The 20,991-nt window shown below is 47.8% G+C and carries 18 protein-coding genes; 2 read left to right on the top strand and 16 right to left on the bottom strand.

The features are described from left to right. Positions 1–103 precede the first annotated feature (103 nt). A complete protein-coding gene (locus tag MKX74_RS07425) occupies positions 104–319 on the top strand; it encodes an alpha/beta-type small acid-soluble spore protein (protein WP_018886025.1) in 216 nt (71 codons plus the stop codon). A gap of 131 nt (positions 320–450) precedes the next feature. On the opposite strand, the gene MKX74_RS07420 is transcribed toward MKX74_RS07425, so the two are convergent. The 15 genes from MKX74_RS07420 to citZ form a co-directional block, all read right to left on the bottom strand. Further along, positions 451–1,014 (bottom strand): lytic transglycosylase domain-containing protein, encoded by a 564-nt coding sequence (locus MKX74_RS07420; protein WP_028592070.1) that lies wholly within the window; start codon positions 1,012–1,014, stop codon positions 451–453. After that, positions 1,011–1,607, bottom strand: a complete 597-nt coding sequence (coaE, locus tag MKX74_RS07415; protein ID WP_341177942.1) for a dephospho-CoA kinase — start codon at positions 1,605–1,607, stop codon at positions 1,011–1,013. Before coaE ends, MKX74_RS07420 begins: the two co-directional genes overlap by 4 nt. Before the next feature lie 121 nt (positions 1,608–1,728). Further along, on the bottom strand, positions 1,729–2,454 hold the full coding sequence (locus MKX74_RS07410) for an MntP/YtaF family protein (protein ID WP_341177941.1): 726 nt from the start codon (positions 2,452–2,454) through the stop codon (positions 1,729–1,731). Positions 2,455–2,590: 136 nt separating this feature from the next. Continuing rightward, positions 2,591–3,421: a DNA-formamidopyrimidine glycosylase gene (gene mutM / locus MKX74_RS07405; RefSeq protein ID WP_018886029.1), complete on the bottom strand. Its 831-nt coding sequence runs from the start codon at positions 3,419–3,421 to the stop codon at positions 2,591–2,593. A gap of 62 nt (positions 3,422–3,483) precedes the next feature. Further along, on the bottom strand, positions 3,484–6,150 hold the full coding sequence (gene polA / locus MKX74_RS07400; RefSeq protein ID WP_341177940.1) for a DNA polymerase I: 2,667 nt from the start codon (positions 6,148–6,150) through the stop codon (positions 3,484–3,486). A gap of 218 nt (positions 6,151–6,368) precedes the next feature. Further along, positions 6,369–7,028, bottom strand: coding sequence for a phosphate signaling complex protein PhoU (phoU, locus tag MKX74_RS07395; RefSeq protein ID WP_341177939.1), 660 nt, complete (start codon positions 7,026–7,028; stop codon positions 6,369–6,371). Positions 7,029–7,057: 29 nt separating this feature from the next. Beyond that, positions 7,058–7,816: a phosphate ABC transporter ATP-binding protein PstB gene (gene pstB, locus MKX74_RS07390; RefSeq protein WP_133568247.1), complete on the bottom strand. Its 759-nt coding sequence runs from the start codon at positions 7,814–7,816 to the stop codon at positions 7,058–7,060. A gap of 107 nt (positions 7,817–7,923) precedes the next feature. Then, positions 7,924–9,408 carry a methyl-accepting chemotaxis protein gene (locus MKX74_RS07385; protein WP_341177938.1) on the bottom strand — a complete coding sequence of 495 codons (1,485 nt, stop codon included), beginning with the start codon at positions 9,406–9,408 and terminating at the stop codon, positions 7,924–7,926. Between the two features lie 145 nt (positions 9,409–9,553). Then, positions 9,554–10,282: a response regulator transcription factor gene (locus tag MKX74_RS07380; protein WP_341177937.1), complete on the bottom strand. Its 729-nt coding sequence runs from the start codon at positions 10,280–10,282 to the stop codon at positions 9,554–9,556. A gap of 154 nt (positions 10,283–10,436) precedes the next feature. Next, positions 10,437–12,239 carry a two-component system histidine kinase PnpS gene (pnpS, locus tag MKX74_RS07375; RefSeq protein ID WP_341180530.1) on the bottom strand — a complete coding sequence of 601 codons (1,803 nt, stop codon included), beginning with the start codon at positions 12,237–12,239 and terminating at the stop codon, positions 10,437–10,439. Between the two features lie 261 nt (positions 12,240–12,500). Further along, positions 12,501–13,373 carry an SDR family oxidoreductase gene (locus MKX74_RS07370; protein ID WP_341177936.1) on the bottom strand — a complete coding sequence of 291 codons (873 nt, stop codon included), beginning with the start codon at positions 13,371–13,373 and terminating at the stop codon, positions 12,501–12,503. Between the two features lie 195 nt (positions 13,374–13,568). Next, positions 13,569–13,994: a hypothetical protein gene (locus tag MKX74_RS07365; protein WP_341177935.1), complete on the bottom strand. Its 426-nt coding sequence runs from the start codon at positions 13,992–13,994 to the stop codon at positions 13,569–13,571. A 155-nt stretch (positions 13,995–14,149) separates the two neighbouring features. Continuing rightward, the gene (gene mdh, locus MKX74_RS07360) at positions 14,150–15,091 is read right to left on the bottom strand and encodes a malate dehydrogenase (protein WP_018886039.1); all 942 of its coding nucleotides are present in this window, start codon (positions 15,089–15,091) and stop codon (positions 14,150–14,152) included. A gap of 13 nt (positions 15,092–15,104) precedes the next feature. After that, positions 15,105–16,400, bottom strand: a complete 1,296-nt coding sequence (gene icd / locus MKX74_RS07355) for an NADP-dependent isocitrate dehydrogenase (RefSeq protein WP_018886040.1) — start codon at positions 16,398–16,400, stop codon at positions 15,105–15,107. Positions 16,401–16,581: 181 nt separating this feature from the next. Beyond that, positions 16,582–17,694 carry a citrate synthase gene (gene citZ, locus MKX74_RS07350; protein ID WP_341177934.1) on the bottom strand — a complete coding sequence of 371 codons (1,113 nt, stop codon included), beginning with the start codon at positions 17,692–17,694 and terminating at the stop codon, positions 16,582–16,584. Positions 17,695–18,537: 843 nt separating this feature from the next. Between citZ and MKX74_RS07345 the strand changes: the two genes are divergently transcribed. Then, positions 18,538–19,668, top strand: coding sequence for a type II asparaginase (locus tag MKX74_RS07345; RefSeq protein ID WP_341177933.1), 1,131 nt, complete (start codon positions 18,538–18,540; stop codon positions 19,666–19,668). A gap of 91 nt (positions 19,669–19,759) precedes the next feature. On the opposite strand, the gene MKX74_RS07340 is transcribed toward MKX74_RS07345, so the two are convergent. Then, the gene (locus MKX74_RS07340) at positions 19,760–20,794 is read right to left on the bottom strand and encodes a stalk domain-containing protein (protein WP_341177932.1); all 1,035 of its coding nucleotides are present in this window, start codon (positions 20,792–20,794) and stop codon (positions 19,760–19,762) included. Positions 20,795–20,991 lie beyond the last annotated feature (197 nt).

The following is a 20,991-nucleotide window of genomic DNA, read 5'->3' as shown; positions in this document are numbered from 1 at the left end:
AATCACTCACTTCCTTTTACCAATAAATTCTTCATTAATTAGACTAATAAAATTCGAATATCGACACATAATACAATTACCAACCGCGAGGAGGTGAACAACAATGGCACAAGGGAACTCTAACAATCTGGTTGTTAAACAAGCGTCCGGAGCACTGGAACAACTGAAATACGAGGTTGCTCAAGAGCTTGGGATTAGCATTCCTCAAGATGGTTACCAAGGTAACATGACATCTTATGAGAACGGTTCGATCGGGGGTTACATCACCAAGCGTCTGGTGACAATCGCCGAGCAACAACTGGCCGGTCAATTTCAATAAGTCATAACAAGCAAGGTGCAGGACAGGCGATAAGCCTGCCTGCACTTTTTAACTTATCCATGGCATTATCTTGAACCATACTGCCCTCATAAAGCCCGTTAAACCTTATCACCATTCCAGAAATCCATTCCCTAGAACTGATCATAGATCTTCGTATATTGACGGTAATAATGCGTTACCCTCTGCACATAATGCCTTGTCTCTCCGTAAGGAATTTGCCGTATCGTCTCCTCACGACCATCCCATATCCCTTCGCTAAGCCAGCTCTCGACTTTGCCTGGACCTGCATTATAAGCGGCGATCATGGCAACGGGCTGATCGGGAAATTGCTCCATCAAGTTATGAAGGTACCACGAACCTAATTGAATATTCAATCCAGCCTCATGCTTCACACTATCCAATGGCTGCTTGGGTAGCTTGGCCCGCTCCATAATCCATTGCGCGGTATCAGGCATGATCTGCATCAGTCCTAAAGCCCCCTTATGCGATTCCATGCTGGTGTTATAATTCGTTTCAACCCGAATGATCGAAGCCACCAGAAATGGGTCTACCTCATAAGTCTGCGCATACTGCCGAATTTCATCCTTATAGCGGATCGGATAGAAAATCGCCATCCAGTTAGAGCTCAGGAACACGAAGACGACAAAAGACACGAGCAAGATGAGCAGGACTCTTTTTTTAGCAAAAAGCTTCATGAAAGCCTCTTGTGGCGAAGCCACTGCTCCAGCTGCTGCTCAGTATACTGTAGATCCTTGCTATTATCTATTACGATATCAGCCTTGCGCTTCTTCTCTTCTATATCCATCTGTGCAGCCAGTCGCTGCTCCGCCTCCAGTGCCGCAAGCCCATCACGCTCCATCAGGCGCTGGAGCTGTAGCGTACGCGGAACATATACCACCATAATCTCCTGGAACAGGTTGTCCAGCTTGGATTCATACAAAAGCGGAATATCCACCACGACCAGCTTGTCCGGCTGCTGCAGCTCAAATGTCGTCATCCGCTGCTTGATCTCCTGCCGAATGGCAGGATGTGTGATGTTATTCAGCGCCTGCAGCTCGGCCTGATCTCCAAATACAATTCGTCCAAGCTCCTTGCGATTCAAGGTTCCGTCGTCATTCATAACTTCTGTCCCGAACCGCTCCTGGACCGCCGCAAGGACCGGATGCCCCGGAAGCATGACTTCCCGGGCAATGACATCAGCATCTACGAGCAAGGCTCCTCTGGACACCAGCATAGCGGACACCGTGCTTTTTCCGGTTGCAATACCTCCGGTTAATCCGATGATCATGCTTACACCCGCCTTCAACCTCATTCTAATCTTCAAACTGTACTTTTATTCGGATCACGGTACGAATTCATACCTTCGCTTATAATCATGCAACCTACTCAACGCTCGAATCTCCATAGTACTACATTAGACGCAATATGCCCATGATAATTAAGAGCAGCGCTGGCAGCGAGGCTACCGTCCGCATGAAGCGAAAGGCCGTTAATCGAAAGCCTGCCTTCATTCCTCCGATGAGAAAGATCCCGCTGAAGAGTGCGATAGCCAGTGCTGTAGAAAAAGGGTCAAAACCAAGCATAGCTGCCCCAAGCCCTGCACCAAAAGCATCCAGGGAGAGTGCGATCCCCAGCCATACCGCTTCATGTGGCGAGATGCTGCCAGAGTCATCCATATCCGCTGCAGAGGGACTACGCAAAATACGTATGACCAGCCCCAATTTGCGGAGCTCAAGCGAAAAAACGGTCTGCTCCACCGCGGTCCCTAACGTATCCTTCGCATTCGTTTTTACCGTTGCACGCTCGTTCACATCATGCGCCTCTGACTGCTCCACCAACGAGATAGACGAGGTATCATCATGCTTTTGAATCAGAGATTGCACCAGGGACCAACAGCCAATCCCAATCAGAATCAGTGCTCCGAGCAAGGTCGTGAATGTTGGAGATAGCATCTTCTGCATGATGACACCAACCTGCATGGATACCCAAATAACCATACCCGAGCAGACAGAGATAATCACAATCGACAGTAGTGGAATCTTCATCTTCCGCAAGCCGTATGTAACTCCGACACCAAAACTATCCAGACTTAATGCAAATGCAAGCAACAGCAGGGACATCCAATGACTACCCATCCTGAGCCCTCCCCATAGCCATGCGCCCGGACATACCCGATAGCGCACTCGGTTATATATCTCAGGCATTATATGAGAAAAATGGGCTCAGTGTGCACTTCCATCATTTCTACACTTCCACACTCCTATACTTCCACTAAACTGTCGGCTGACATTTAGGGCAATAATGCGTGCCCCTACCAGCTACTACGGATTTCTCTACTGGTGTATGGCAGACAACACACGGCTGCTGCTTGCGGCCATAGATCTGGAGCTGATGCTGATACGATCCGCTATCTCCCTGACCGTTCACATAGGATTTGACGGAAGAGCCGCCAGCAGCTACCGATTCTGACAGTACGCCAACAATGGCCTTATGCAGCAACGTTAATTGTTCTGTAGTTAAAGAATTAGCTGGTTTGGACGGGTGAATCCCAGCCCTGAACAAGGCCTCGTCTACATAAATATTCCCAATACCAACGACATATGCTTGATTGAGCAGCGCTGCCTTGATGGAGGTTGAGCGTCTTCCGACTGCCCCTTGTAACGCCTCCACGGTGAACGCTTCATCCAGTGGCTCCAGACCGAGCTTATGCAGCGGTGCGGATATCAGATCCTCACCGGTATTGAACAGATGCATCGTACCGAACTGTCGCACATCCTTATACCGAAGCTCTGTACCATCGTTAAAATGAAAAATGACATGCGTATGCTTTTCAACTGCCTCATCCGCAGCATATAGGCCGTATCGCCCCTCCATACGCAGATGGGATACCACTACAAGTCCATCCAGCAGAATCCGCAAAAATTTGCCTCGACGCTCCACGCCAGTAATCGTATGCCCGGCAAGCTCGAAGGCAAATGCCTGTATGTCCGAAGGCCGCTGAATAATGCGCGGCAAATGTACAGAGACTCGTTCAATTTGTTTCCCTACTACCAGTTCATTCAATGTTCGTTTTACAGTTTCGACTTCCGGTAATTCCGGCATAATTCCTTCACCTCAAGCTCTATTATACTGGAACCCGGACAGGTTCGAAAACAGCCTGGTTGCTATTTCGCCTCATACCAGTTATCTCCATAGCTCACATCAGCCTTGAGAGGCACGGACAAGCTCAAAGCCTTCTCCATCGTCTCAGGTACTAGCTCCTTCATAATCTCCAGCTCATCCTGTGGAACCTCAAATACAAGCTCATCATGTACCTGCAGCAGCATACGACTACGCAGCTTGCGCTCGTTCAGCACCTGATCCATCCGCACCATGGCTAACTTGATTATATCTGCCGCGGTCCCTTGAATTGGCGTGTTCATCGCCGTCCGTTCTGCGAACGAGCGCAGATTGAAGTTGCTGGCATTGATCTCTGGGAGATAACGTCTGCGTTCTAGCAGCGTCTTAACATATCCGTCCCGTCTGGCATCCTGCACAATGTCATCCATGTATTTGCGAACACCCTGGAACACGTCAAAATATTGATCAATGAACTGCGCGGCCTCTTTACGGGTAATATTCAAATTCTGGGATAATCCGTAATCGCTGATGCCATAGACGATTCCGAAATTGACAGCTTTGGCCGATCTTCGCATGTTCGCATCCACATCCTCAGGCTTGACCCCGAATACATCCGAGGCAGTCTTCGTATGAATGTCCATATTGTTCACGAAGGCTTCCTTCAGGCGCTCATCATCAGAAATATCAGCCAGCACACGCAGCTCAATCTGTGAATAGTCCGCGGCTAGAATCGACCATCCAGGCTCTGAAGGTACGAATACCTTGCGCAGCTTACGGCCCTCCTCCATACGAATCGGAATATTTTGCAAATTCGGGAATTGACTGCTTAATCGTCCTGTAGCCGCAATCGTCTGCCGATAGAAGGTATGCACCTTGCCCGTCTTCTCGGAAATTTCCTTCAGCAGTCCCTCTACATAGGTCGATTGAAGCTTAGCCAATTGACGGTATTTCAGAATATTCTGTACGACATCATTGTATGGGGCCAGCTTCTCCAGTACTTCGGCATCCGTGGAATAGCCCGTCTTCGTCTTCTTGACGACCGGAAGGCCGAGCTTGTCGAATAGGACCTCACCTAGCTGCCTCGGTGAATTCAGATTAAACTCTACGCCAGCATTCCGGTAAATATCCTGCACCAATGCTTCAATCTGGGTCTCGAATTCATGACCTAGCTGCTTCAGCTCATCCATGTTGACCGCGATTCCCTGCTTCTCCATATCTGCCAGAATACGAGACAGCGGCATCTCCATATCGTGGAAGAGCTGCTTCATACCATTCTGCTCAAGCTGCTTCTCCTGAGCAGGGACAAGTTCTCCCACAACGGCAGCCTTGCGAGCCAAATGATCAGCGAGAATGTCCTCTGATGGAATCTTGTATTTTGCACCCTTACCCCATACATCTTCATCCGGTCGAATCGACGGCAGGTTATGCTTAGCTGCCAGTCCACTCAAGGTCTGATTCGCATCCGTCGGGTCCAGCAGATAGCCTGCCAGCTGCACGTCAAATTTAGCACCCGCGAACGGAATACCGTACCAATGCAGCACCAGATCAGCCCGATGCAGATCATAGCCCTGCTTCGGCTTGGCGGCATCCGCCAGCCACTCACGCACTCCTATTCCCGCATCTGATTGCAGTAGCTCATCCGACAGATAATACTGTCGTCCGTGTACTCCGATTACTACGCCGATCAGCTTGGCCTGGTGTGGGTTATCCCCGTAGGACTCCACATGCAGAACGCCACCATCACCTTGCGCGAGCGCCGTCTCCAATTCCTTTACCGTGTCAGCTTGTAAAATAACCACATCTACATCAGCTTCTGCCTGTGTAGTCCCACCGCCACTACCAACGATCTCTCCAGAAAGCTGGAGGCGCTCCAGGAGAGATTTGAATTCCAGCTTGGCTAATGCAGGACCTGCAGTGTCTTGCTTAAGTCCGCTGTATACGATGCCATCCCAGCCCTTATCCAAGGGCACCTCGCGATAGATCGTAGCCAGTTGCTTGCTAAGTCTCGCATCCTCCGCATGAGTCTCGATGCGTTCCTTCATTTTCCCTTTTAACTCACTGGTATGTGACAGCACCTCTTCGACACTACCATACTCGTGCAGCAGCTTCAGAGCGGTCTTCTCGCCTACACCAGGAATGCCTGGAATATTGTCGGATGCATCGCCCATAAGACCCTTCAGATCAATGATCTGCGCAGGGGTCAGACCATAGCGCTCCTGAATCTCGGCTGGACCATAGGTCTCAATCTCGGTAACGCCTTTACGTGTCAGGCCAATCTTCACCTGATCCGAGGCCAGCTGAAGCATATCCTTGTCGCCAGACACGACAATTACCGCATGACCTGCTTCATCAGCCTGCTTGCTGAGCGTTCCGATAATATCATCTGCCTCATAGCCTTCCAGCTCGAATTGAGCAATACCGAGACCATCCAGTAACTCTTTCAATAGTGGAAATTGCTGTGATAACTCTGGCGGCGTCTTCTCACGCCCTCCTTTATAGTCCTGATATCCCTCGTGGCGGAATGTTATCTTGCCTGCATCAAAGGCTACAAGGACATGAGTAGGTTTATGCTCCTCAAGCACCCGCAGCAGCATTGTCGTAAATCCGTACACCGCATTGGTCTGCTGTCCACTGGAATTCGATAACGCAGGGATTGCAAAAAAAGCTCTGTATATAATACTGTTGCCGTCAATAAGCATGAGTTTGTCCATTGGCTATGCACCTCATCGAATTCATTCGTTATACGCTTATCCTATTTTAACATATCCAGCGAGTATCCTGAAAAAAAGGGTTGCACGCCGCCCTGCAAATAGCATCTGAATTATCTTTACCATCTATCCGTTGCTGATTTCTTTTTCAGGTTTCAAAACACTCACATAAAGTACATAAAGAAAAAGACCCCTTGGGACAAGGAGTCTTTCCATGTGCACTATTGATTCAGATCTGGACGTTGGCTTGTAACGAGATATACCGCACTCTCACCAATGTTCGTCGCATGGTCACCAATTCGCTCAATGTATCTGCCGACCAGCAGCATCAGCATAGCTTCCGATACCTGGGAAGGGTTCTCGCCGATGAACGTATACAGCTCACTGATCATACGGCTGTACAAGGCATCCACCTTGTCATCGAGCTGTGCCATCTTGTAGGCTTGGTCCGTATTCTCGTTCAGGTAGGAGCTGATAGCTTCATTCGTCATTGTCTTCACAAGCTCAGCCATCTCCTGGATCTCCGCGAGCGGCTTGAGCATTTGCTTACCATCTAATCGAAGTGTGACCTTCGCCACATCAAGGGCCAGATCGCCCATGCGCTCCAGGTCACTGGATATTTTGAAGGAGACAATAATTCTGCGAAGATCCTTTGCCACAGGTTGCTGTGTGACGATAAGGCGTGAGCCCATATCGAGAATCTGCTCCTCCATCTGATTAATCTGCGCATCACTACTCACGACCTGATGTGCAAGCTCAGTATCATTCTTTTCCAAGGCTGTAATTGCACGATCCAATGCCTCGGATACTTTTCCACCCATTTCAAGCAAGAGCGTACGTAGCTCCTCCAAGCCTTCGTCAAAATCCTTTCTGCGTATCATCCTATGCGTGCCTCCCTCTCTGCCATTACTCAGCCAAAGCGGCCGGACACGTAATCCTCCGTGCGTGAATCCTGCGGGTTCGAGAATAGTGACTCGGTCTCGGAAGCCTCAATAATCTCGCCATTCAAGAAAAATACGGTCTGACCCGATACCCGGGCTGCCTGATGCATATTATGTGTAACCATAATAATTGTGTATTGGTCCTTCAACTGCTGTACCAGCTCTTCAATCTTCAGTGTGGAGATCGGGTCCAGTGCGGAGGTCGCCTCATCCATCAGCAGAATATCCGGTTGAACCGCCAGTGCACGTGCAATACACAGCCGCTGTTGCTGTCCACCAGAGAGGCTTAGCGCCGAACGCTTCACGAAATCTTTGACCTCATCCCACAAGGCTGCTTGCTTGAGACTCTGCTCCACCAGACCGTCTAGCACTTCCTTGCTGCGAATTCCGTGCAGTCTCGGTCCATAGGCTACATTGTCGTAGATCGACTTTGGAAAAGGATTCGGCTGCTGGAAGACCATTCCTACCCGTTTGCGCAGCTCCTCCACCTCAAATTCCTCGGCATAGATGTCCTTGCCAGAGAGCTTGACCGACCCTTCAATGCGTGTACCTGGAATCATATCATTCATACGGTTCAGTGTACGCAATAGTGTTGATTTCCCGCAGCCTGATGGTCCGATGAATGCCGTCACAGTCTTATCCGGGACGTCCAGAGACATGTCCTTCAAGGCATGAAATTTCTCATAATACAAATTCAACTTCTCTATCGTAATCACAGGATCATTCATATGTGAGCTTCTCCTTCAGTATGCAGTTCGTTCTCATTCAGCTCGAATACCGATAACATCAAGATTATAATGGCCTTGTGTAAACGAAATACAGTGGATTTGTTAACTTAATGTAAAATAAGAACAAGCTCTCGTTCTTCACTTTGCTTTTTGTCAGCATTTTCGTTCGTATCTTCACTTGTTGTACAATCCTTTTTTTCTTCCACCTGTAAATCAGCTAGCCCTTTCACTTCTTTACTAGCTTCTTTACTAGCTTTTTCACCTAATTGTTCAACTGTTTGTTTATTAGCATCTTTATTAGCATCTTTATTAGCATCTTTACTAGCTTGTCCACTAGTCAGCTTACTAGTCCGTTCATCAACTCGCCCAATGGGCTGCGCAGACACTGCTGTTCTCTTTTCCTTAGTATCATCAGTCCAGACGTTTCTTTGTTCCTCTACTGGCTGAGCTTGCTGTATACCCTTATCCTCAGCAGAGCTGCTCGCGTCCGCAGTACTTCTGTTCATCTGCATAAGCTCATCAGCTACCTGGCCCGCAGTAAGACGAGCTTGCTCCGCTGCCTGTGTCATATCCTGATTCAACTGCTCCATCCGCTGAACAGCCTGAATAATACTCCCCAAGGCTTCATTTCCTTCATCTACGAATTTCGATCCATTAGCTACCTGACGAAGACCCTCGCTTGTCAGATCTGTCTGTCCTCGTACCAGTTCTCCGATCTCGTCCAGCAGCTTAGTGATGCGAGATGAGCAATCCTGTGTCTGTGCAGCAAGTCCCCTGACCTCCTGCGACACAACCTGAAACCCGCGTCCATATACTCCAGCATGGGCAGCTTCAATGGAAGCATTAATGGCAAGCAGTGTACTTTGTCCTGCCAGATCCTTTACTGCCTTAGCAATCCCGGAAATAACCTCCAGATGGTTGCTCATGCTCAGGGCCTGCGTATGCTGCTTCTCCAGCTGCTCCATAACCTCCCTATAGCATTCCTGAACCTCAGCCAGCTTCTTCATCCCACGCTGTGCTGCCTGCTCCATCGCCTGACTGTGCTCCATGCTTTGCCTAGCCTCGCAGGATACCTGCTCTACATTACCTTGAATATGCTGCACCTGATGGTAGCTACGCTGTACCGTCTGCTTCCGACTCCCGTCCGCTTCCTGCTGCAGTAACTGCGCTACCTGCATGACATCTCTGAGCGTCAAGACGCTAGGTGGCTGAGCCCCCAGCAGTATGATGCAATCATAGAAATTCGCATCTGGACGCTGTAAGACTTGATCCAATATATCCTCCGCAGCTGCTGTGGTCTCTACCTTAAGAGCAGTCCGATCCACGAATTCAGCAGCAGGCTTGTCATAGAACAATGCCGCTGCGAACCTTCCTGCCAGATGACGATTATAAGATTCTCTCATTATGATGCCCAGGATATCCCCTACTTGATTCTCCACCAGTACGCAGGGCATTTCAGGCTGTTGTCTGAATATATCCAGTAATTCCTTACAGGTTACTTGAAGATTAATAATGGTGACTTGCCGTCCTCTCACATAGTCTCCAATCATCTTTCGCTTTAGATCCGTTTGCGTATCCAGTATTATTGGCATTCCCTAGCAACCTCCCATGTAATTCCATTCACATATAGGTCTATGGGACTATTGTAAACACGCATTGTTAGATGGATTTCGATTTCCTGTTATCACCATGTAAAAGCATAGTGGATATCCTTGGAAAAGAAAAAAAGAACATCCCTTATACCAAAGATTGGGATGCTCTCTTCTTATTCACTACCAGCTTGTATCCAACTCCACGGATGGAATCAATATGAACGGACTCAGGGTCCAGCTCCAGCTTCTTGCGCAAAGAGCTTACGTGAACGTCTACCGTCCGTTGACCCCCGATATAGTCGAAGCCCCATACGGCATTCATCAGATCATCTCTCGTTAGCACAACTCCGGGCTTCTTGGACAAATACAGTAAGACCTCGAATTCCTTCGGTCTCAAATGAATCTGCTGTCCACCGAGAATGACCTCATACTTCTCAGGATAGATCTCCAGCTCACCAAGCGCGATGCGGGACTCCTCGGTCTGCTCACTTGTTAAGACCTCGTCACCTGAGGTACGGCGCAGCACTGCGTCCACTCTGGCCAGCAGCTCGGATACCCCAAACGGCTTCGTAATGTAATCATCTGCTCCCGACTTCAGTCCCTGAACGACCTCAGCTTCACCATTTTTGGCCGTCAAAATAATGATCGGGGTCGTAATGCCTCTGCTTCTCAGCTTACTCAGAATATCCAAGCCATTCATTCCAGGAAGCATCAGATCCAGCAATATAAGATCGAAGGACTCCGTAGAAGCCTGTTCATAGCCAGCTGTACCATGATCTACTGCCTCTACCTCATAGCCCTCCTGTGTCAAATTATACGTAAGCAATCTCGCGAGCGTAGGCTCGTCCTCGATAACCAATAGGCGTTGTGCCATTATGAAATCCTCCATTCCACAGTATGAACTTCATTTAGATGAAACTCATCTGCAACCTCGTCTGCAAGCCATATCCCATGCTCACGATTCGCACATCCATCATTCTATCACGGCATTGTTAACGGAGTGTAAAAGTTATTATGCAACTGTCTACCTATTCCTGATGCTGAATCACGGGAAGCTCTACACTAAAGGTACTACCTATTCCCAGCTCACTTTCGACCGTGACTGTACCGCGATGCAGCTCCACCAAATGCTTGACGATGGATAATCCCAGACCTGTACCCCCGGAATTACGTGAGCGGCCTTTATCCACACGGTAGAAGCGCTCGAAGATCCGCGGCACATCCTTCTTCGGTATTCCAATTCCCGTATCGCTTACTGCCACAATCACTTTCTCTGGCTCATCATCTGTCGGTATGGAAGTCACCTTCAGACGAACACTTCCACCCTCCAGCGTGTAGTTAATGCTGTTGGAGAGCAGATTCAGGAAAATTTGCTTCAGCTTGTCCTCATCAGCCTCAATGAATAGCTCCTCTGGCACCTCCAAATGAAGGGAAATACGCTTTTTCTCTGCTACTTTATCTAGCGTGTCTGATAGCATCTCAAAAAATGTAGTCAAATGTACAGGTGAACATTCCAATGGCGAGCGCTTCGATTCGATTTTAGACAGCTCAAGAATATCACCAATCAGTCGATTCAGTCGCTCACTCTCGTCATAGATAATTTGTAAGAAGGAGCGTGCCGTCTCCTCATCCTTCACACCACCGCTAAGCAGCGTCTCAGCGAAGCCCTTGACCGCCGCAATAGGCGTCTTCAGCTCATGCGATACATTCGCCACGAATTCGCTTCGCATGTTCTCAAGTCGGCGAATAGCAGTGACATCCTGCAGCAGAAACAGCATCCCTCGCTCGACACCATCGTTGCCAGCCATAGGTACACCATCCATAAGCAGTAGCCTTTCTTTCGGATGATAGACACTAACCTCACTGCGGAGCATCTCCATGCTGTTGATACCTTCCTCTACCAGCTTGGTTAGCTCATAATGCTTGCGTAGCTCCTGAAACGGCTTTCCCGTCAATCGCTGGCTGCTGATGCCCAGCATCCGCTCTGTCTCCCGATTCACCAGCGCGATGTTGTCGTGTTCATCAATCAACAAGATCCCGCCGGTCATATTCGTCATGACCCCCTGCAGCAGGCCTTCATTATCGCGAATAGTCTCCATTTGCTTTTGTAGACTGTCTGCCATGCCGTTAATGGCATCCGCAAGCTGCCCAACCTCATCCTTACGTGACAGCTCCACCCGTGCATCATAATCAAGATGAGAGATTCGATTCGCGACGCGGGTAATATGCTCAAGCGGCGAAGTCAATCCCTTGGCCACACGATAGCTGATTAGAGATACGACTAGGAACAGTACAACGAGGGCAATAATGACAAAGGTCCATGCGCGCCGCATACCGTCCTCCACCGAGGCTAGGCTCATGGATAGACGAATGTAACCATCAAAACCATCTGCCGTAATGACAGGCTCAGCAACATACAGCATATTTTCACCCAGCGTCTCACTATATCGAATGGAGCTGCCAACCCCCGTCTCCTTGGCCTGGCGGATCTCATCTCGGAGAGCGTGGTTATCCATTTGCCTCACATTAGTCTCTGAATCCCCAATGACGGTTCCATCCTTGGCGATGAAAGTAATCCGGGAATGAATGAGCCCTGATAACTCCTCGGCCTTGCTTGTATAGTACTTGCTGGTATCTTCACTGGTATCTGAGGATGCATATTCAAAAGGAAACGTGCTACGAAGCAAATTTATTTCCCGGGCCATATTTTCCTCAAGTGAATGAATATGTGAATCTTTGAAGATATGTCCCATCACAATACCTGCAGCCAGTACAGATATACCCGTCAAGGCCAGCATTATTGCGGTAAGTTGAAAACGAAATGGTCTCATAATCTTCATAGTCTCTCCCTCGTATTAGACGTTGCTTTTCGTATTCTAAATGATTTTGTCCACAAGAGCTACAGAAGTTTTGTTAAGTTTATGTAAATATCACTCACTTATCAGAAATCATACATGCTCAACCCCTCTAGCCCCATTGACAGTTCAGCGAAAATGCAAGCGAGCATACAAAAGAAGGACTCCATCACTTAATAAAAAAAGTGAGAGTCCTTCGTGTCTGGTGCTATATTTCAATGCTTAAGATAAAATCCTTTAACCGTTAATAACCTCGCCGCCATTAACATGCATAACCTGACCACTTACATAAGAGGAATCATCACAAGCCAAATATACATAAGCTGGAGCCAGCTCTTCTGGCTGCCCTGGCCGCTTCATCGGCTGGGTGCCTCCGAATTCGCCGACCGTCTTGGCATCAAAGGTAGATGGAATGAGCGGCGTCCAGATCGGTCCAGGTGCCACGGCATTCACCCGAATTCCCTTATCTGCAAGATTCATGGACAAGGAACGAGTGAAGGAGGTAATGGCTCCCTTAGTTGCAGAATAGTCGATAAGTGAAGGATTGCCCCGGTATGCTGTTACAGAGGTCGTGTTGATGATGGTGCTGCCTTTTTTCAGTAATGGCATCACTGCCTTCGTCAAATAGAACATACTGAATATGTTAGTGCGGAAGGTCTTCTCCAGTTGTGCAGCCGTAATATCCTCTATTCGCTGCTGAGGATGCTGCTCGGCTGCATTGTTCACGAGAATATCAACCTTGCCCAGCTGCTCGATCGTCTCCTTCACGATCTGCTGACAGAAGCTCTCATCTCCAATATCACCAGCAATCAAGACACATCGACGTCCTTCCTGCTCCACTTGCCTCTTCGTCTCCTCTGCGTCTCCATGCTCACTGAGATAGACTATAGCAACGTCAGCCCCTTCCTTGGCATAGGTGACGGCCACGGCACGTCCAATCCCGCTGTCCCCCCCAGTAATAATAGCTACTTTGCCTGTAAGCTTGCCGGCTGCCTTGTAGGAAGCTCTCTCGAATTCCGGCTGGGGGTTCATTTTAGATTCAATACCTGGCTGTTCATTTTGATGCTGTGGGGGCATGGTCTGCTTCTGATTTTGCGTCTGAGTTGACATATCATCTCACTCCTTCGATTCATTCTTTTGGGGTCCTGATTCATTAGGATGTCTTTAAAGGATGCTGTCTACTCTCGTTTTCATTATGTTTTTACCCTCTTGGTACAAGATTAAACGACCTAAACATACGAAAAAGGCCTCCACAGAATTATGAATCCTGTGAAGACCTCTCCAGCTCAGACTATCTGCAATTCCTTAAATAATTGAAGAATTCACCATGAAGAATATCATGACCAAGAGCGCCGCGGCCATTCCGATACTGAATGTACTAATCTTACGTAGGGACGCGGAGATATCCGCTCCACTGCGTACACCCTCCATCGCGAGACGCAAGGGCTTGCCCATCATACCGCTGAATCCTCCCATAATCAGGAGCAGCAGAATGACAACTACCATCCAGGCTACAGAGTAACGATCACCGCCACCCGTTAGCATGTAGCCACCTGTCAGCAATTGAACGATTAGCGCGAACTGGGCAAGTCGGTTCAGGATGCTGATGACAGACATACTTCCTTCCTGTGCAGGTGCAGACAATTTCTTCATCGACTTCACCACTAGCGGCAGAAGGAGATAGAACCCTACGGCCAGTGTGCCGATCATGTGCAGTAAATACACAACCATTTGTGTAGGCCTCCATTTCATGTAATAAAATTCATTGACATTCTATAATTCTCTCAAAAGTTGCAATCAAAATAATTATACCAACGCCTATTTCAAAAGAAAAGAGTATACCCGACACATTCTCATGTGCAGGCATACTCTCATAATACCTTTTTCTACACTGTAACGATCTCAATGACACCACGAACCGATTCCGCTGATCGGTCAAGCGCAGCCTTCTCGTCAGCCGTCAGCTCAAGCTCAAAGATGTTCTCGATGCCGTCACCGCCAAGAATGACGGGCACACCCATGAATAGATCCTGATACCCGTATTCGCCTTCGAGGTATGCAATGACCGGTAGGATCCGTTTCTTATCCTTGAGAATGGCCTCAGCCATCTGCACCAACGAAGCCGCTGGTGCGTAGTAGGCACTACCATTGCCAAGGAGATTCACAATCTCACCGCCGCCAACTCGAGCACGCTGCACGATCGCATCAATGCGCTCAGCAGGGATCAACGTGTCGATCGGAATACCACCCACGCTGGAGTAACGGACCAGCGGTACCATATCATCTCCGTGCCCACCAAGCACGAAGCCTCGGACATCTTCAACAGATACGTTCAGCTCCTGTGCAATGAAGGTGCAGTACCTTGCGGTATCCAGCACGCCAGATTGACCGATGACTCGATTTTTAGGAAATCCAAGCGTCTTGAACGCTGCATAAGTCATGGCATCCACCGGATTGCTCAACAGGATGACAATGGAATTCGGGCAATATTTCTTCACATTCTCGCAGACAGCTTTAACAATTCCGGCATTGGTATTTACCAGATCATCTCTACTCATGCCGGGCTTGCGAGCTACGCCTGCTGTGATAATTACGATATCCGAATCAGCAGCATCTTCATAATTAGAGGTGCCAATAATGTTGCTATCAAAGCCTTGTACCGGACTGGCCTCGAGCATATCCAACGCCTTGCCCTTGGTGGGGTTCTCCAACTGCGGAATATCCAGCAGCACCACATCACCAAGCTCTTTTTGCGCAAGCATCAGGGCAGTCGTCGCTCCGGTGAAGCCGGCTCCAACCACGGTGATCTTTTTACGTTGAATAGTCACGATAGAAGTCCTCCTACATGTTGCTAATGATTTGGTCAGCAAACTCAGAGCATTTCACTTGGGTAGCGCCTTCCATCAGACGAGCAAAGTCGTAGGTAACTGTTTTATTGTTAATGGATGTCTCCATGCCCTTGTAGATCAGGTTAGCAGCTTCCTGCCAGCCCAGATGCTCAAGCAGCATGACGCCAGACAGAATGACGGAGCCTGGATTCACGACATCTTTGTCAGCATATTTCGGCGCTGTACCATGCGTTGCTTCGAAGATCGCATGTCCTGTTACATAGTTAATATTAGCACCTGGAGCGATTCCGATACCTCCTACTTGTGCAGCCAGAGCATCAGACAGGTAGTCCCCGTTCAGATTCAATGTCGCGATCACATCGAACTCACCAGGACGAGTCAGAACTTGTTGCAACGCGATATCCGCGATTGCATCCTTCACGATGATTTTGCCAGCTTCTTCAGCGGCTTTTTGAGCTGCATTAGCTGCTTCCTCACCGTCTTTTTCTTTGATGATATCGTATTGTGCCCAAGTGAATACACGATCTCCGAATTCCTGCTCAGCGACCTCGTAGCCCCAGTTTTTAAAGGCACCCTCAGTGAATTTCATGATGTTGCCTTTATGCACCAGTGTCACAGACTTACGGTTATGCTCGATCGCATACTCAACTGCAGCACGAACCAGACGCTTGGAGCCCTCAGCAGATACCGGCTTGATGCCGATTCCAGAAGTCTCAGGGAAGCGAATCTTGTTCACGTTCATTTCCTTTTGCAGGAATTCGATGACCTTCTTCACTTCCTCGGAGCCTTCCTTATACTCGATACCTGCATAGATATCTTCAGTATTCTCACGGAAGATGACCATGTCTACCAGCTCAGGACGCTTCACCGGAGAAGGTACCCCGTCAAAGTAACGTACAGGACGCAGGCACACATACAGGTCCAGCTCCTGACGCAACGCCACGTTCAATGAACGGATTCCGCCGCCAATTGGAGTTGTCAGAGGTCCTTTAATGGCTACGATATATTCACGAATCGCTTCCAGCGTATCGTTCGGAAGCCACTCCCCGTATGTATTAAATGCTTTCTCACCTGCGAATACTTCGTACCACGCAATCTTCTTGGAGCCGCTATAAGCCTTCTCCACAGCAGCATCCAGCACCCGCTTGGAAGCCTTCCAGATATCGCGGCCTGTGCCGTCACCTTCAATGAAAGGAATGACCGGGTTATTTGGTACCTGCAGCTTGCCATTATCAATCGTGATTTTATCGCCTTCGGTAGGGAGATCAAACTTTTCCAATTTCAACATAAGTTCTAGTTCCTCCTTGAATGGTTAGTGTTAGTCAGATTTGTAGCAATGCTGCTCTTGCATGGAATGGTCAGCGATGTGTGATTCTATTCATAGACAGCACATCGCTGCCATCTCCACTATTCTATCACAATTCGAGCCATCAAAGCCCAGCCAAGCATAGTCCATCGTTTTTGGAGCTTTAGCGTTGATCTGGTGTTACATATTTTTGATTCGTTGGTCCTGTATATTCAGCACGTGGGCGAATCAGACGATTATCCTCGAATTGCTCCAGAATATGTGCAGTCCAGCCAGATACACGGCTCACAGCAAAGATCGGGGTGAACAGCTCACGCTCAATACCAAGCTGGGTATACACAGAAGCTGAATAGAAGTCTACATTCGGCTTCAGACCTTTACGGGACGTAATCATATCCTCAATCTGCACGGACATATCATATTGCATTGTATTTCCGTTCAATTCGCCCAGCTCACGAGACATCTTCTGAAGATGCTTGGCACGAGGATCACCATTCTTGTATACACGGTGCCCGAAGCCCATAATCTTGTCACGATTATTCAGCTTCTCGGTAATATAGGACTCTACCCGCTCCAATGAGCCAATCTCATCAAGCATTTTCGCCACGGCCTCGTTCGCACCACCATGCAGTGGCCCCTTGAGCGCACCAATAGCAGACGTGATGCCAGAGTAAATATCCGACAGTGTAGCCACTGTGACTCGGGCAGCAAAGGTAGAGGCATTCAGCTCATGGTCAGCGTGGAGCACCAGCGCTTGGTTAAAGGCTTTGATGGCGATCGCATCGGGCTCTTTGCCTGACAGCATATAAAGGAAGTTCTCAGCGATGGAAACGCCTTCTTTTGGCTGTACAGGGTCAAGTCCTTGGCGCAGACGGGCAATTGTCGCTACGATGGTCGGTAGCTGAGCCTGCAGCTTGATAGCCTTCCGTTCATTGGCTTCCCGTGACATGTCATCCGCTTCATTGTCATACAAAGCAAGAGCAGATACGGCAGAGCGCAATGCCGCCATAGTACCCGCTTCTTTGGGATACAGCTTCATTTGGGCAATCAGCTCATCCGGAATGGCTGCATAAGAGCTAAGCTCAGCACGTAGCTGCTCTAGCTCGCCTGCATCTGGCAGCTTACCGAACCACAGCAGAAAAGCAACTTCTTCGAAAGCAGCATTCACGGCCAAGTCATCGATATCATATCCGCGGTACGTCAGAACACCGTCTACGATTGAGCTTATGGAAGAGGTCGTTGCAACGATACCTTCCAGACCTTTGGTCGCAGTCATAGGTACATCTCTCCTTTGTTCACAACAGATTGAAGGGACTTGCAATGAAAACATTTTCAAAATTCAACAAATCACAAAGGTAATGGAAAATTATTAACGCATCGTGTCAATATTCGAATCACTTATTACTATACTGGATTTTGTCGGTTATGTGAACAATAATAGTCCCTTCATGCGTATTCAAATGTTTTATTGCTCTGATAAAATAAAATGAACAGGTGTTTTTTCATCATTTATATTGTATTCCGATACTCTTTTTTATTTGCACTATTCTACATACACATTTTTATTCTTATCTGTTTCATTCTCCACACTATCAAGAAATATCCCTTAAATTCCAAGGATTATGGCTATCCTGTCATAGAATTATGCTGGTAATAAGTTATATTCATTTTGTGTAAATGTATTTTTTTAACATTACCACCATTTCCCTTGCTTTTTCACTTGGCCTTTTTATTATTTACAAACCACGCATACTTCCATCTTTATTTACTCGAATTTTATGGATGCAATCCAATGAACACATAGATTGGCAGGCCGAATGAAGACTGTAATCAGACTAAGCTTGCTACAGATCAGACACGAATCTACACCATATGACCTTTTTAAGATTATGTGCTCTAAAATTTAATAGTTTGATATTTTATATAACATTAAATGTAATTAAATATAACAATTATATTGACCTTTCATTTCAAATGCTCTTATAATCGCAATTAAAGCTTTCAAAGCGTCATTTAATATAACAAAAGGGAGGAGAAGTATTACATATTCATCTCAATCACTCATTTCATACGAGCTAAAGAAGCTTTCATTAACATCATTGACTAGGGGGAAATCGTGATGAAGTTGAAAAATGTATTATATGCTCCATTATTGACTGCGGCTCTGTTGGGAAGCTCACTACTACCTGTAAATGGATCATGGATTAGCGAAGCCGCCGCCAATGAGACCGTGACTCAGGTTAAGGAGGCCGAGGTACGTTCATCTCTGCCTAATGTAGTCATCCTAGCCACGGGAGGGACCATCGCTGGCTCTGCAGCCTCCAATACCGATACTACAGGCTATCAGGCGGGGGCAATCGGAATCCAGACGCTTATACAAGCTGTACCAGAGATGAAGAAGCTTGCGAATGTCAGCGGAGAACAGATAGCTAACGTGGGTAGTCCGAACATTAACAATGACATCTTGCTGCACATGGGTAAACGTATTAATGAACTGCTGCAATCAGATGATGTGGACGGTATCGTCATTACACATGGTACAGACACGCTAGAGGAGACTGCCTATTTTCTGAATCTGGTCGTCAAAAGTGACAAGCCTGTCGTTGTCGTAGGCGCGATGCGTCCTGCAACCGCAATTAGTGCAGATGGTCCATTCAACCTATATAATGCAGTCAGACTGGCAAGCTCCCCTGAGGCCAAAGACAAAGGCGTAATGATCATGTTAAATGATCGGATTGGCGCTGCACGCTACATCAGCAAGACAAATACAACAGCTGTGGATACCTTCCGTTCCAACGAGCAGGGCTATCTGGGTGCGATTGTGGGAGAGAAGATCCACTTCTACAATGAATCCACTCGCAAGCATACAAGCCAGACTGAATTCGATATTTCGAACCTGACGGAGCTTCCACAGGTAGATATTTTGTATGAATATCAAAACAACGGCCGATATTTGTATGATGCCGCTGTGGCAGCAGGTGCCAAAGGAATTGTTGTAGCTGGCAGTGGGAATGGCTCGATGTCCAGCGCCTCCTCTGAAGGTGCAACAGATGCGGGCAAGAAGGGTGTCATCATCGCACGCTCCAGTCGGGTAGGAAGCGGTACCGTATCTGGACGCAGCGCAGATCTGGCTAAAAATTTTGTGACAGCAGATTCTCTGAATCCACAGAAGGCTCGTATTCTATTGATGCTTGCCTTGACCAAGACGAATGACCCTGCGCAAATTCAGTCCTACTTCAATGAATACTAATCTCCAATAAACAAAAGGGGCATCCACCGTATTTAGACTTGAATAACGGGGATGCCTCTCTAGTTACAACTTTCATATTATTACAATGGAATTAATTATTGAATCGTTCAATTGTAGACGAATCATCCTCATCATAAATGTAGCCACTGATGTATGCATTCGGATAAGCATCCTCGATATCGCCGATCAGATTATCCACGAAGGAGCTACGACGTGAGCTGGACAGACTTGTCCAATCATCCTCATATACGTATACCTCTACAGTAACATCATCCTCATCACCCGAAAGATAGATGTTGAAATTCACATCATTATAAGTCCCATAATCATCATTCAGATCATCCCTAAGTTCGGACAGGCTTACTATCGTGCTACCCAAGCTTACCGTCCCACTGCTGCTTACATTAATGGTTGCCAATTGGGTTGAATCATACACCTCACCTGAAATATCCGCATCCTCATATTCATCTAGAATATCGTCCACTATATCCTGCACATAGCTACGCTGCTGACTGGAAGACAAATCGCTCCAGCCATCTCTGTCCACTGTTATCTCCAGATACAGATCATCCTCATCACCACTAAGATCAATAACGGAGTCCGTAGATTGATAATCCTCGTAATCGTCATTCAACTGATCCTCCAGCTTCGCAACAGTCATGCTGCTACTGCTGCTACTGCTATTCAGCTGAGATTGTAACGAGGCAATCTGGCTGTTCAGCGTGGCAATGGATGCATCCTTCTCCTGCACAAGCGCCTGTGATGCTGTCAGCTCCTGCTGAAGTGTATTGATCTGACTGTTCAGGGCCGTAATTGTCGTCTCATCTACGGCTATCGAGGTATCCTCAATGACTACTCGCTTATTGGTACCATCCCAAGTAACCTTCTTGTCCAGGGCAGAACCCACGGCACGCAGTGGCAGATATGTAGTGCCATTGATGAGGAACGGCTCCAGCTCCCCCTCGGTCGCTACTTGAGTTCCGTTGTAGACGATCTGGATATTGTTGTAGACGGCCTGTAAGCTTTTTGTTGCCTGTGCCGCATAAGCCGGTTGTGTTAGCACTACTCCCGACACAGCCAATGTCAGAGCCAGAGAAGCGGTAGCTACTTTTGTCCATATTTTCATGTCTTGATCCGCACCTTCCATCCGAATAAGTATACTAACGTAATACATTAGCTCATCACCTAGATTATCATCGGAAGGCACAAATACCTATATTCATACAGAGGATTTAAGCAAACTTTCAGCTATATGAGTCTTCCCCGACACGTAACGGACTTGGCTGCAAAATAGCTGCTTACAAACAAAGCAGGAGAGCTGCC

The sequence above is a fragment of the Paenibacillus sp. FSL K6-1230 genome (genome assembly GCF_038002385.1).
Classification (GTDB): Bacteria; Bacillota; Bacilli; order Paenibacillales; family Paenibacillaceae; genus Paenibacillus; species Paenibacillus massiliensis.
This window is presented reverse-complemented; position numbering and strand designations above follow the sequence as displayed.

Bases quoted from the DNA above. Each gene is read 5' to 3' on its own strand.
- MKX74_RS07410 (WP_341177941.1), bottom strand. From the start codon at position 2,454: ATGGGTAGTCATTGGATGTCCCTGCTGTTGCTTGCATTTGCATTAAGT.
- MKX74_RS07380 (WP_341177937.1), bottom strand. From the start codon at position 10,282: ATGGCACAACGCCTATTGGTTATCGAGGACGAGCCTACGCTCGCGAGA.
- MKX74_RS07420 (WP_028592070.1), bottom strand. From the start codon at position 1,014: ATGAAGCTTTTTGCTAAAAAAAGAGTCCTGCTCATCTTGCTCGTGTCT.
- phoU (WP_341177939.1), bottom strand. From the start codon at position 7,028: ATGATACGCAGAAAGGATTTTGACGAAGGCTTGGAGGAGCTACGTACG.
- MKX74_RS07345 (WP_341177933.1), top strand. From the start codon at position 18,538: ATGAAGTTGAAAAATGTATTATATGCTCCATTATTGACTGCGGCTCTG.
- citZ (WP_341177934.1), bottom strand. From the start codon at position 17,694: ATGACTGCGACCAAAGGTCTGGAAGGTATCGTTGCAACGACCTCTTCC.
- icd (WP_018886040.1), bottom strand. From the start codon at position 16,400: ATGTTGAAATTGGAAAAGTTTGATCTCCCTACCGAAGGCGATAAAATC.
- MKX74_RS07365 (WP_341177935.1), bottom strand. From the start codon at position 13,994: ATGGTTGTGTATTTACTGCACATGATCGGCACACTGGCCGTAGGGTTC.
- mutM (WP_018886029.1), bottom strand. From the start codon at position 3,421: ATGCCGGAATTACCGGAAGTCGAAACTGTAAAACGAACATTGAATGAA.
- MKX74_RS07385 (WP_341177938.1), bottom strand. From the start codon at position 9,408: ATGCCAATAATACTGGATACGCAAACGGATCTAAAGCGAAAGATGATT.
- MKX74_RS07370 (WP_341177936.1), bottom strand. From the start codon at position 13,373: ATGTCAACTCAGACGCAAAATCAGAAGCAGACCATGCCCCCACAGCAT.
- pstB (WP_133568247.1), bottom strand. From the start codon at position 7,816: ATGAATGATCCTGTGATTACGATAGAGAAGTTGAATTTGTATTATGAG.
- pnpS (WP_341180530.1), bottom strand. From the start codon at position 12,239: ATGAGACCATTTCGTTTTCAACTTACCGCAATAATGCTGGCCTTGACG.
- MKX74_RS07425 (WP_018886025.1), top strand. From the start codon at position 104: ATGGCACAAGGGAACTCTAACAATCTGGTTGTTAAACAAGCGTCCGGA.
- polA (WP_341177940.1), bottom strand. From the start codon at position 6,150: ATGGACAAACTCATGCTTATTGACGGCAACAGTATTATATACAGAGCT.
- coaE (WP_341177942.1), bottom strand. From the start codon at position 1,607: ATGATCATCGGATTAACCGGAGGTATTGCAACCGGAAAAAGCACGGTG.
- MKX74_RS07340 (WP_341177932.1), bottom strand. From the start codon at position 20,794: ATGAAAATATGGACAAAAGTAGCTACCGCTTCTCTGGCTCTGACATTG.